The organism is Massilimicrobiota sp. An80, assembly GCF_002159255.1.
In the GTDB taxonomy this organism is placed as follows: Bacteria; Bacillota_I; Bacilli_A; order Erysipelotrichales; family Coprobacillaceae; genus Allocoprobacillus; species Allocoprobacillus merdigallinarum.
The window spans coordinates 18636-31558 of the sequence record NZ_NFHI01000016.1 but is presented as its reverse complement, the minus strand read 5'-3'; the positions used below and the strand labels follow the sequence as shown (position 1 = coordinate 31558).

Here is a 12923-nt window from a genome sequence, read left to right as displayed (position 1 = left end):
AACCTTGATTTCTATTTTGAAATAAAAGTTCTTAATTAATCTATAAATGATTATAATGTTTTCTAATAATTTCTTTAGTCATTTTCCCATTCTTTGTAATATCGCCATAGAAATAAGCACTTGGTTTAAGTTTTCTTTGATATGTCGTATGATCGACACTTGCAAGTCCAAAGGTTGGAACATATGTTCCCCATTCCCAGTTATCTAGTAAACTCCAATGTAAATAACCCAATACTTTTACACCATCATCCATTGCTTGTTTAACGGCTTGTAAAATAGATGCAATATAAACGATACGATATTCATCATTTTTACATGCGATACCATTTTCACTAATTAAAACAGGTTTATCTTTTAAACGTGTTAAACAATGATAAATGACTTCTGGACAAATATCATCACTAAAGTATGGTACGTCTAAAGCATGAATACTTGATGCTTCATAACGATCAAATCTAAACACTTTTTTACGACTATTAATTAATTGTCTTGTATAAACATTAACTGACCAAAAATCACATGTATCTTTTAATTCTTTCATTTTCACAACATCATGAAATGGAACAACTATTTCTCCAGTACGAATCGCATGAAACATAAATTCATTTTCCATATAATCAATATATTCAGCCATAATACGATCAGGAAGATCATTTGTTCCTCTCATTGGCTTCTTTTCTGCATAATTAATTGGACAAGAAACAGGTTTTGATGAATATTTTTTTATCATATGATAAGCTTTTGCATGATATTGTAACATATTAATACTTTCTTCTATTGTATATTCAAAGATAATATTCATTTCGTTAAGTGTTAACCAATAATCAACATATTCATCTAATTCTGGAACAACTTTTTTTACATATCGAAGGAAATAAGGGAGATTCTCCATTGTTTCGAATGCTTTTTTCTTATGAAACCAAACAGGATGTGAATTATGATGAAGTGTTAAACAAACTTTAATATTTGCTTCTTTTAATGCTTTTAAGACATCTTTATAATGTTGAATTTCTTTTTCATTAAATACCCCTTCAACTGGTTCAATACGACTCCATTCTAATGACATACGATAAGTATTTAAATTCATTTGCTTTAACAATTGAATATCTTCTTGATACATTTCATAACTATTACATGCTTTTCCTGCTTTAAGATAAGGTACACCTCCATAAGCAGTTTTTGGACATATTTCTTCATCATCATAGAAAGAATTATTATTTCCTTCTACTTGTTGACCTGCAGTTGTTGCTCCCCAAAGAAAGTCTTGAGGAAATTCAATATCATCATATTCTAAAATATTAATCATGATGATTATCTCCTTCTAATTTTGATTCTTCTTCATATGCTTGTTTATCAATCATTTTAAAGAATGGATACCATATCAATGCAGATATAAACACTGCGACCAATTCATAGATACCTGCACTTAAGCTTCCATTTACAATACCATGTAATAATGGCGGTAAAGATCCAGTTCCTAAGATACCAATATAAGGAGCAATAATTCCTAATTTAATTAATAAATATCCAATAGATGAAACAACAACTGGACATAATACAAATGGAATTAAAGTCATTACATTCAACATTAAAGGCATACCAAAAATCAACGGTTCATTAATACTAAAGATTCCACAAGGTAAAGCAATTTTACCAAAAGCTTTATATCTTTTACTTTTAGACATAAAGAACATAATGAAGACTAAACCTATAGTTGCTCCACTTCCACCAATACATGCTAAATCCCATAAACCAAAATTAATAATATTTGTAATCGTTCCTCCAGAAGCAATAATTGCAGAATTTTCTGCCATATATCCAAGCCATACTGGCATTAAGATAGGTAATACTGTTTGAGAACCATGAATTCCAAAAAACCATAATAATTGAGAAATCACAAGTAATAATAAGAATGCTGGGAAGCTTCCAACTAATGATTGTAATGGTATTTGAATAATTGAATAAATGAAATCATTTAATGTATGATATGGTGTCATAGCAAAAGCATATTTTACAATAGCAAAGAATAGTACAATCACAACTGCTGGAATTAATGATGTAAATGAATCACTAACCATTTGTGGAACACCTTGAGGCATTTTGATTGTTAAATTTTTACTCATAAAGAATTTCATAATTTGAATAACAATCAATGATACAATAATTGCAGAAATAACAGCCTTAGGTCCGAAATATGCTCCATCAAACATATTTGTAGCTGGCATAACATCTTCATTAACAGTAATCGGTGATAACAAGACAAATGATACAAGTGAAATAATTCCCGTATTAAATGCATTTTCACCAATACCAAAAACTTTGGATCCCTGATAAGCAATTGAAAATGCCATATATAATCCAATGAGATTTGTTGTCACATTAGGAACATAATTAATAATTGTAAGTAAACCAAAACTATTTAATAGATTAACAAATGGTTCCCATGTAATTGAGGTGATCACTGAGAATATAGCTCCTAACATAATAACACCTAATAATGACATTGAACCACTAGAAATAGATTTTAATAATTTATTATTAGAAATACGTGTTGCTATTGGAATAAATTTTTCTTCCATAAAATGAGTAAATTTTCGCATTATTTTTCCCCTACCTTTTCTATTCCATTGTTTTTAATAACATCTTTATACCAATAAAAACTTTGTTTTTTTATACGCTTACATGATTTAGGATTGTCATTTGTACGATCAACATATACAAGTCCATAACGTTTATTAAATCCTTCATGTGAACTCACAACGTCTAAAAATGACCACATACAGTATCCTATAAGTGGATAACCTTCTGATACAAATTGTAAACATTTTTCAATATGTTGTTTAAGATAATCAATACGATAATTATCTTGTATAGTCCCATCTTTCTCTACCTGATCTGTATATGCCATACCATTTTCAGTTATAATCATAGGTAATTGATAGCGATCATATATTTCTCTTAACCCAGTGTATAATCCCTCAGAATCAACTCCAAAATGCATCCATTCAGTTGTTTGAATATATTTGTTTTCAACGACCATAAACTGCTGACTTTGATAAAATGGTGGCATTTTTGAGTCATCATCATCTTTCTTCTTGGCTCTGACTGTACAACTAGCATAATAATTAACACCAATAAAATCAGGTTTATTGTTAAAATACTGTTGATCTTCTAATTCCATAATGGGGTAAAGATTTTGTTTTTTAAGAAAAGTTGTAAAATGTGATGAATATTGACCACGAATAGAAAAATCTAGAAAACTCCATTGAATTTGATCTTGTGCATTTTGTGCAGCTTGAATATCAAGAGGGTGAGATGTAGCAGGGTAAATAACTTGCATTGCTACAACATGGCCAATTTTTCCATCTGGAATAATATCTCTAAATGCTGCAATTGCTTTTTTTTCTGCTAAACTCATATGATAACTCATTTGATATAAATTTTTTTGTTGAAGATATGGATCTTTTTCAGTGTTTCCATTCATATCTCCTGGTGCTGTTGCACACATCTGTTCGTTAATCGTTGCCCAAAGCTTTACTTTATGACCAAATTCTTTAAAACAAATACGGGCGTATTTTTCATAAGCATCAACACATTGACGGCTTTTAAAACCACCCATTTTTTCAATTAAAGCATAAGGCATTTCAAAATGAAATAACGTTGGAAATGGTTGAATGCCATTATCTATTAATTCATCAATTAACTCATGATAGAATCGTAATCCTTCTTCACTTACATTTTCTCCATCTGGCATGATACGTGACCAGAAAAACGAAAAACGATAGACTTTAATACCTAATTCTTTCATTAAATGAACATCTTCTTTAACGTGATGATAATGGTCTGAAGCTATTTTGTAATCTGCTAGACCTGAAGGCACATATCGCATATCACTATTGGCGATTCCTCTTCCTTCTTTAAAACCTCCTTCAACTTGAAAAGCACTTGTCGAAGCGCCCCATAAAAAATGATTTGGAAATTTATTTTTGATTTCCATCGAATCCCTCCTTATGGGATTATCTTATCATTTATATATAAAATATTCGCTGTCAAAAAAAGGCTAGAAATTTCAATATTTCTAACCTAGTTTCATATTCTGAAATTTTTTATTTATGGCTGAAATTAATATAATAAGCCATGAGGATAAGCTCGATCATATACATCAAAGTCACTCTTCCCTCAGTATTACTATTTGTTTTATTACAGAGGATGACTTCATCACAATAATTCATAAATTTTCCTGCAGTTAGCATACTAATAGCAACTATTCGACAATTTTTCTCCACCAGCAAGTCAAAAATCTCAGTATGTCTATAAAAATAACTTCCTTCTAAAGAAACTATAAAAACCAATGCTCCTTCTTGTAATTCTTGTGCAAGTTCCCATTGTTTCTCATCAGTTACTCCAAGTTTAATTATTTTATTTAAACTTGCCATTTTATTTTGAAAATGAAAACCAACCTGATTCGCATATTCTAAACCAAAAAATGCAATTTGATTGGCTTGATATATCATTTCACAAACTCTATGCAACTGTTCATAATCTATATTGTCATATGTAAATCGAATATTCTCTAAAACATTATCTGTATATCTTTGAAAAATAGGTTGAAGATCTTCTGATGTTGCAAGATTCACTTTCTTTGAATAATCCACATCAATTTTCAATGTAGTTTCTACCTCAATTTTAAAACCTTTATAACTATCATACCCAAGACTCCTAATAAATCGCGTAATTGATGAAGCAGAAACAAAACATAAATCAGCCAATTCATATATCGTTAGTTTTGGAATAAGATTGTAATTTTCTAATATTCCTTTTGCTATTTCACGATCTACACCTTGAGCCTCACCATAATTAACACAACTTAATAATTGAGAAACGACTGAAATTCCTTTGGCCATATCATTTCCTCCTTCAACTCTACTTCATAGTATAACATATTATAATTCTATTGTGCTATCAATATATTTGAAGTTCTATAAAGATATTGTTACAATATAAAAAAGGAGAGATTTTATATGTATGAAAAAATAAAAGAACTCGCTCAACAATATTATCCTGATACGATCAAATGTCGTCGTGATTTACACAAATATCCTGAAAAAGGCTGGTTAGAATTCAGAAGTGCATGTATTATTGCTTCTACATTAGAAGAGTTAGGATATGAAGTTTTAGTAGGCGAAGACATCATGAATAAAGATGCACGTATGGGTTTACCTTCAGAAACTGTTCTTCACTTAAATTATCATCGTGCACAAAAACAAGGAGCTAATCCTTATTACCTTGAAAAAGTAAAAATGGGGATGACTGCTGTGGCAGGCGTTTTAAAATGTGGCGATGGTCCAACTCTTGCATTAAGATTTGATATTGATGCCTTAGGTTTGATTGAAGAATCTTCTTCTAGTCATTACCCATTTACACAAGGCTTCATTTCTGTTCATCGTGGAACAATGCATGCCTGTGGTCATGATGGTCATACTTCCATTGGTTTGACAACGGCTAGAATCTTAATGGATATCAAAGAACATTTACATGGAACAATCAAACTTATATTTCAGCCTGCTGAAGAAGGTGTCATGGGAGCAAGAAGTATTGCTGAAAGTGGATTCTTGGATGATGTTGATTATATTTGTGCAGCTCATATTATGCCTCAAGAAGATCAACCTTATGATTTGTATTTTGGAATGGATGAATCTTTTGCGACCACAAAACTGGATATTACTTATCATGGTGTTTCGACTCATGCTGCTGAATCGCCACAGTTTGGAAAAAATGCTTTACTATCTGCCGCTAACTGTATTTTAAATTTACACTCTATTCCTCGAAACAGTGATGGTCAGACACGTGTGAACGTTGGAACTGTTCATGCTGGTACAGGAAGAAACGTTGTACCTGAAACAGCTAAACTTGAAATTGAAGTCCGTGGGGTGACAAGTGAACTCAATCGCTATATGGAAATTTATGCGAGAGATATTATTGAAGGTTCAGCACGTATGCATGATACTGTTGTTGAAATTAAAGAAATGGGTAAAGCTTATGCATTAGATTGTGATGAAGACTTTATGAATACGATTCGTTCAATGTGTCAGCGATACCTTCCTGATTTAAACTTACCTCCATATAATTTAAGTCCACTTGGGGGGAGTGATGACTTTTCTTATTTCATGGAACGTGTTCAAGCTCATGGTGGTAAAGCCACTTATATGAAACTTTTAACACCTATTGTTTCATCACCACATAATGATGCTTTTGATTTTGATGAAAAAGTTCTAGCATTAGGTCCTCGCATCTTTGCAAGTCTTATCTATTATCTTTCTCATGAAAACAAGGCATAAGAGATACAAATCAAGTATCTTTTATGCCTTTTCATTATTTATTAGCTTTCTTATAACGTTTTCCTTTGGTTACACCATTATCAATAAGTTTTTCATTTTCTACTAGTTCTTTTAATAATGTTTGAACACGTCTTTCCTTAACACCCAAAATATCTATAAAATCTTTTACCTTATACCATTGTCCATATTCCATATAAGAAAGAATTTGTTCATATTGTTTGAATGTTTTTCCTGAACTTTTTTTCTCGCACTTTTTTGAAAATATTCTAATGAAATAATTTTATATAGCTTTTATATAACGTTCAAAATTATCACTTAAATATTCCTGAACGAGTGCATTGAGCTTTGAATCAATATCTAAAATACGTTGATGATTGACTATAGGATTAATATATCTTTTTTTAGCGTTCACCTTTAAATATCCAGTTTGAGGAAATGAAGATCTCAGAACTTTATGAAAGTGTGTATAATTTTCATAAAGTTCTTTTGTTAAGGAATGACTTATTAATTTTTGGATAACTTGTGTTTCGGTTGTATATAAATCATCATATGAACAAACATGATGATTTATAGCTAAACGCATTAATCTTGCAAGATATTCCATACAATAACGATTTTCATCACTTGTATAACATAAACTGCATTTCAACATCACTTGAGTAAATAGTCTAGCTATCTTGAAATCATCAAAAATCAATTCGTCTTTGGAATCATTGACTTGAACATGTTTATAAATATTGCTTATTTCTTCTTTAGTCATTATTTTATAATAGACTGCATTTGATAATGTATATTCTAAACGATCAGCTGATAATTGGGGTGTATCATTATCAGCAATGGGATAATCATGATAATTCATGACTTTATCACTATCAATATGATAATATTCAAAAATAGATTGAAGTTCTAAACTCTTTTGAATCATTTCCTCTGTTAAATTTTCTGTTGTTTCTTGATGTATATAATCATGATACATAAAATCAATCACATGAGCAAATACAGGTGTGGCTATATCATGAAGTAATGCAGCAATCGTTTGATGTTTATCGTGTGTAAAATGATAAACAATCAAAGCGACTCCTATACTATGATTATATCTTGATACACCTCGACAATCTTTAAATGGTTCAAACTGAGTATACTCCATACCACAATTCATACCCACATCTTTCAATCTTTGAAAAAGAGATGTTTTCATTATATCCTGTACATAATCAGGAATAAATTCATGATATAAATTATAAAGACTGTTACTCATGAAATAAAGCTCTGCCAATTCTGACTATTGTTGCCCCTTCTTCTAAAGCAATATCATAATCTTGGGACATACCCATTGATAATTCATGTAATGGATATTGTGGATATGTTTCTTTTAATCTTTCTAATAATTCTCTTGTCTGTCTAAAATAAATACGTGTATCTTCTGGTTCAATATTTGGTGCCATCATCATCAGTCCATCAACAATCAAAGATGGACATTTCATCAAATAATTCATCACTTCATCTATTTCTTCTATATCAAACCCATGTTTGCTTTCCTCTCTAGCAATATTAACCTGTAATAAGATATGAACTTTTAACTGATGTTTTTGTGCTTGCTTTTCTAATTCATCAATCAAATGATAACTATTTACAGAATGAATTAACTCTACTTTATCAATGATATATTTCACTTTATTCTTTTGTAAAGTTCCAATAAAATGCCAATGACCTTTTCCATGATATTGTTCATATTTATCTAAGAAAGCCTGAACTCTATTTTCTCCAAAATATAAACAACCACATGCTTCCAGTTTTTCTATTTCTTTTTCATCTATATATTTCGTTGCCGCAACCAGTGTTGCAGGTTTTACCTTTTCTAACATATTTTTGACTGCTTGTTCATTGACATACATAAAAAAGCCTCCCATCTTTATTCGATATTTCTATTATATAATCTTTTTAACATAACTTAAATTATAAAATCATACATTTATCAAAAAGAGTTCATAAAATCGTGTTATAATGGATGCATAAATGAGGTGAAGTCAATGAATGATTTATTAGAAAGATATCTAGGTGCTGTGTGTTCTTATTTTTTTGGAAGAAAACGCCAATATGTTTATCATGATTTAAAAACTCAAATCAGTCAATCGGTACATCAATATGAAGATATGGAAGACTTATTAATGAGTTATGGACATCCACTAAGTGTTGCTTACTCATATGGTTATCGTCCTACAATTTATCATCATTTTAATCCTAAAATAGTTAATTTCATTGAAAAACTTGTTTTTTTAATTTCAGGTATTTATCTTTTTTTATCAACCCTTTATTATCTTGAACAATTTGGTTGTTTATCATTTCAATCAACAAACAATGTTGTGACAACAATGAATACTTCATCTATCTTTGAAGCTTTTCTTTCTTATCCAATCATTATAATGATTGGTATCATTGCCATAGCAATCTTAGCTTTAATCATACTGGATAAAAAAGAGCCTATTCCTCAAGATTTAAATCTCCGTTGGAATATACAAGATCTGGATCATTTACCCCATCCATCCCATTATCCAAATCATACTATTGAAACCATCTTTATGATTATATTTATTACTTTCTTTATTTGTTATGGTTTTTTCTTTTCTAGTGATATTATTATTAAAATACAACATGAATCATATCAAATGATTCATATGATGACCTATTTCTTTCAACCATTTATTATGATCATTATTTTTGATTATTTTATAGATATGACCAAAAAAATATATACCAAAAAATATTTAAAATATAGCTTTATCATTAATTTATTTACTATTGTTTCTTTAACAATCTTTGTTGTGAATTCTCATTTTTTAAGTCAATATTTATTACCTATAAATACAAATTTTCAATATATTCTTGTTAATGCATTTATTATTACAGCTTTATTCTTTATCTACTTTATTTCATTATATAAATTAGTGAGAAACATAAAATCATATCGTTTCTTATTTAAAAAATAGACCATAGAAATGATTCCATTTCTATGGTCTTGTGTTTTTATCTTATTTTTGTACCATTTGGTAAGTTTTCTACAGACACAAGTTCTAACATTTTTTTCTTAGATCCTGCAAGAATCATACCTTGAGATTCAACACCTCTTAATTTTGCAGGTTTCAAGTTAGATACAACAATAACTTTCTTACCAATCATATCTTCTGGTGTATAGAAGTCAGCAATACCACTGACAATCTGTCTTGTTTCTTTACCAATATTGATTTGAGAAACTAACAGCTTATCAGCATCAGGATGTTTTTCACATTTTTCAACTGTACCTACAACCAATTCAATTTTTGCAAAATCATCAATTGTAATTTGATTGTCATCCTCTTGTTTTTCTTCTTTTTGAGGATATAAAGCTGCTACTTTCTTTTCTACTTCTTTAGGATCTAATCTTGCAAATAACTGTTGAGGTTTTTCAGTGACTTTTGTTCCTTCTTGATATAAACCAAAAGTATTTAAGTCTAAGAAGTTTCTTTGATCTGTATTGATTTGATCTAAAATCTTTGTAGATGTAGAAGGCATATATGGTTCTAATGCAATAGCAGCAAAACGGATGGCTTCAATTAAGTTATAAAGAACTGTTGCGAGACGATCTTTCTTGCTTTCATCTTTTGCAAGTGCCCAAGGCATTGTATCATCAATATATTTATTTGTTCTTCTTAGTAATACAAAGATTTCATCTAAGGCTTTAGATGCTTTAAATTCATCCATGTAAGCCTGAACTTTCTTTGGCATAGCTAAAGCAATTTCTTTTAATTCATCATCAACAGGTTCACTCACACCTGGATTTGTCACAATACCATCAAAATATTTATTTGTCATGGCAATTGTTCTATTGACTAAGTTACCTAAAATATTAGCTAAATCAGAATTAATACGTTCAACTAATAAATCCCATGTGATACTTCCATCATTGTCATAAGGAATTTCATGTAAAACATAGTATCTGACAGCATCGACACCAAAGATTTTAACCAAATCATCTGCATAGATGACATTTCCTTTAGATTTAGACATTTTGCTTTCACCTTGTAATAACCAAGGATGTCCAAAAACTTGTTTTGGTAAAGGAATATCTAAAGCCATCAACATAATAGGCCAATAAATCGTATGGAATCTCACGATATCTTTACCAATTAAATGTAAATCTGCTGGCCAATATTTCTTATATAATTCACCATGATTTCCATCAACATCATAACCAAGTCCTGTAATATAGTTTGTTAAAGCATCAATCCATACATACACAACATGTTTAGGATCAAAGTCTACAGGGATAGACCATTTGAATGAAGTACGTGAAACACATAAATCCTGTAAACCTGGTTTTAAGAAGTTATTCATCATTTCATTCTTTCTTGAAACAGGTTGAATAAATTCAGGGTGCTCTTCAATATGTTGAATTAAACGATCAGCATATTTAGATAATTTAAAGAAATAAGCTTCTTCTTTCGCATCATGAACTTCTCCACCACAATCAGGACATTTTCCATCAACCAATTGAGATTCAGTAAAGAATGATTCACATGCTGTACAATATTTACCTTCATAATGTCCTAGATAAATATCTCCTTGATCATATAATTTCTTAAAGATTTTTTGCACTTGTTTCACATGGTATTCATCTGTTGTTCTCATGAAACGATCATATGTTGTATCCATCATATCCCAAATTTCTTTGACAACAGCTGCTTTTTCATCAACAAATTGTTTAGGTGGAATACCAGCTTCTTGAGCTTTTAACTCAATCTTTTGCCCATGTTCATCAGTTCCAGTCTGAAAATAAACATTGTATCCTTCCTGTCTTTTACTTCTTGCAATAGCATCAGCTAAAATAATTTCATATGTATTTCCAATATGAGGTTTTCCTGAAGTATAAGTAATCGCCGTCGTTAAATAATAATCTTTTGGATCTTTCATCATATCTCCTCCTTCAAAATAAAAAACGTCCTTATAAAAGGACGTATTATACGCGGTACCACCTTTTTTTATATCTGTCGATATACCCTCAAAACTTTAACGCAGTTAACGTTTATCTCTCACTATTCAAGATAACAGCTCCCAGCCCATCTTCATAAAAGTTATGTCCTGATTTGCACCAACCATCAGTTCTCTACAACGCCCTTTTAATCTCTGCTGTTCTTTGCCTTTTTTATACTCTTAAACATTATCAAATATTTTTTTTAAAGTCAATAAAGTTTCATAACTATTTTTTGCGAAATAGAAATCAATCTTTTTTTTAATAAGCGAAATCAATGATTTCATTACAGTTCTAATGATATAATGAAATTAATAAGAATAGAAAGGACTGATTTTATGGGTTTATTTAACAAAAAGAAAAAAACTGTCAATTGGGATGATGCTTATAAAGCTAAACCTCATTTTTATAAGCAATCTGATGGGAGTGTATTTGGTGCGATGAGTTTAACTGAAGGTGTGAAAACAATGTTCTTAAAACAGCCTCAAATACATTTTGAAGTTGAAGGTCAGCGTATATCACAATGGAGAATCGCTCTTATTGATGCGACAAATGATTCGATGATAGGTCAAATGGATTATGGAACATGTCTTAAAAAATTACAGCCTTATATCCTTGCTGAAGATAGCAATTTTATTTTAGTAAGAGGATTAACTTTAGATGAATTGAAGAGTCTATAAAATAACTTATAACAATTATAATATTTTGATTATTTGAACAATCTTATAAATACAAATATTGAACACATGAAAGGAAGGTAAAAAAATGATTTTAGGTATTATTTTAGAGTTCATTGTTGTTTCTTGTATCATAGTCAAGATTTTAAACATAAAGTATCGTAATCAAAGTTATCTTAAAAAAGCCAATTCTCTTTTCACTGCTTTGTTATTGATTTATCTATTGATTATCAACACGCAAAGAGATAGTGTCATCTCTTTTATTTCTTCTTATTCTATGATATATATCATAACTTTGATTATTTATATTGTTCTTATCATTATTGAAACCATAAACACGATGAAGGGAAAAGGATAATGTATAAAAAATAATGGTCAAGTTTTATCTTTTTACTATCACTTTTTAAATGTTATAATATTGATAAGGAGTGAGTGCATATGAAAAAGCTGATTATTTGGGTTGTGATGCAGTTTTTATATCGTGGTATGAAAGTTCTTTATCATGATGATCCACGTATGAAAGAAGAATTAGATGGATGGAAACAAGATAAATTTTTAACATTACAAGTCATGCATGGACCTTCCATCACAATCAAATACACATATCAAAAAGGATTACAGAAAGTCAAAAATGTAAAACCTGATATTTGTATTACCTTTAAAAGCATTCAGACAGCTTTGCTTGTTTTTACAGGTATGATGAGTGTCAAAAGTGCTTATTTAGAACATCGTTTTTCTTTAAGAGGAGATGTTTTTGAAAGTATGAGATTTGTCAGATGTGTTGATTTGGTGGAAACTTATCTTTTCCCTCGTTTTATGACAAAACGTATTTTAAATCATCAGGAAAAGAAATATAAACCGACTTTATTGATTTATATAAAAGCTTTATTTGCTTAGGAGGGA

At 29.9% G+C, this 12923-nt stretch carries 13 protein-coding genes and 1 other annotated feature; of the genes, 5 read left to right on the top strand and 8 right to left on the bottom strand.

The window, feature by feature from the left end:
• Positions 1 to 40: 40 nt before the first annotated feature.
• The 4 genes from B5G32_RS06085 to B5G32_RS06070 all read right to left on the bottom strand — a co-directional run bounded on the left by B5G32_RS06085 (position 41) and on the right by B5G32_RS06070 (position 4904).
• A complete protein-coding gene (locus tag B5G32_RS06085; RefSeq protein WP_087936143.1) occupies positions 41 to 1306 on the bottom strand; it encodes a glycoside hydrolase family 1 protein in 1266 nt (421 codons plus the stop codon).
• Positions 1299 to 2600, bottom strand: a complete 1302-nt coding sequence (locus B5G32_RS06080; protein ID WP_087936142.1) for a PTS sugar transporter subunit IIC — start codon at positions 2598 to 2600, stop codon at positions 1299 to 1301. Before B5G32_RS06080 ends, B5G32_RS06085 begins: the two co-directional genes overlap by 8 nt.
• Entirely contained in the window at positions 2600 to 3997 is a 1398-nt protein-coding gene (locus tag B5G32_RS06075; protein WP_087936141.1) for a glycoside hydrolase family 1 protein, read from the bottom strand. Before B5G32_RS06075 ends, B5G32_RS06080 begins: the two co-directional genes overlap by 1 nt.
• A gap of 109 nt (positions 3998 to 4106) precedes the next feature.
• Positions 4107 to 4904, bottom strand: coding sequence for a MurR/RpiR family transcriptional regulator (locus tag B5G32_RS06070; RefSeq protein ID WP_087936140.1), 798 nt, complete (start codon positions 4902 to 4904; stop codon positions 4107 to 4109).
• Positions 4905 to 5021: 117 nt separating this feature from the next.
• On the opposite strand from B5G32_RS06070, the gene B5G32_RS06065 reads away from it, so the two are divergent.
• Complete coding sequence (locus tag B5G32_RS06065) at positions 5022 to 6338, top strand: amidohydrolase (protein ID WP_087936139.1); 1317 nt, start codon at positions 5022 to 5024, stop codon at positions 6336 to 6338.
• Between the two features lie 34 nt (positions 6339 to 6372).
• On the opposite strand, the gene B5G32_RS13800 is transcribed toward B5G32_RS06065, so the two are convergent.
• The 3 genes from B5G32_RS13800 to B5G32_RS06055 all read right to left on the bottom strand — a co-directional run bounded on the left by B5G32_RS13800 (position 6373) and on the right by B5G32_RS06055 (position 8233).
• Complete coding sequence (locus B5G32_RS13800; RefSeq protein ID WP_158093981.1) at positions 6373 to 6531, bottom strand: hypothetical protein; 159 nt, start codon at positions 6529 to 6531, stop codon at positions 6373 to 6375.
• An 87-nt stretch (positions 6532 to 6618) separates the two neighbouring features.
• Positions 6619 to 7596: an HD domain-containing protein gene (locus tag B5G32_RS06060; protein WP_087936138.1), complete on the bottom strand. Its 978-nt coding sequence runs from the start codon at positions 7594 to 7596 to the stop codon at positions 6619 to 6621.
• On the bottom strand, positions 7589 to 8233 hold the full coding sequence (locus tag B5G32_RS06055; RefSeq protein WP_087936137.1) for a YggS family pyridoxal phosphate-dependent enzyme: 645 nt from the start codon (positions 8231 to 8233) through the stop codon (positions 7589 to 7591). The genes B5G32_RS06060 and B5G32_RS06055 overlap by 8 nt, the downstream gene beginning before the upstream one ends.
• Positions 8234 to 8368: 135 nt before the next feature.
• On the opposite strand from B5G32_RS06055, the gene B5G32_RS06050 reads away from it, so the two are divergent.
• Positions 8369 to 9325: a hypothetical protein gene (locus B5G32_RS06050; RefSeq protein ID WP_087936136.1), complete on the top strand. Its 957-nt coding sequence runs from the start codon at positions 8369 to 8371 to the stop codon at positions 9323 to 9325.
• A 37-nt stretch (positions 9326 to 9362) separates the two neighbouring features.
• Here the strand turns inward: B5G32_RS06050 and metG are convergent, their stop codons facing one another.
• Entirely contained in the window at positions 9363 to 11357 is a 1995-nt protein-coding gene (gene metG, locus B5G32_RS06045) for a methionine--tRNA ligase (RefSeq protein ID WP_255374749.1), read from the bottom strand.
• Positions 11320 to 11518, bottom strand: a binding site (T-box leader). It overlaps the preceding gene by 38 nt.
• Positions 11519 to 11681: 163 nt before the next feature.
• Here metG and B5G32_RS06040 point away from each other — a divergent pair.
• The 3 genes from B5G32_RS06040 (at position 11682) to B5G32_RS06030 (ending at position 12917) form a co-directional block, all read left to right on the top strand.
• Positions 11682 to 12023: a DUF4299 family protein gene (locus B5G32_RS06040; protein ID WP_158093980.1), complete on the top strand. Its 342-nt coding sequence runs from the start codon at positions 11682 to 11684 to the stop codon at positions 12021 to 12023.
• Between the two features lie 85 nt (positions 12024 to 12108).
• Positions 12109 to 12378, top strand: coding sequence for a hypothetical protein (locus tag B5G32_RS06035; RefSeq protein ID WP_087936135.1), 270 nt, complete (start codon positions 12109 to 12111; stop codon positions 12376 to 12378).
• A gap of 80 nt (positions 12379 to 12458) precedes the next feature.
• Positions 12459 to 12917 (top strand): hypothetical protein, encoded by a 459-nt coding sequence (locus tag B5G32_RS06030; protein WP_087936134.1) that lies wholly within the window; start codon positions 12459 to 12461, stop codon positions 12915 to 12917.
• Positions 12918 to 12923 lie beyond the last annotated feature (6 nt).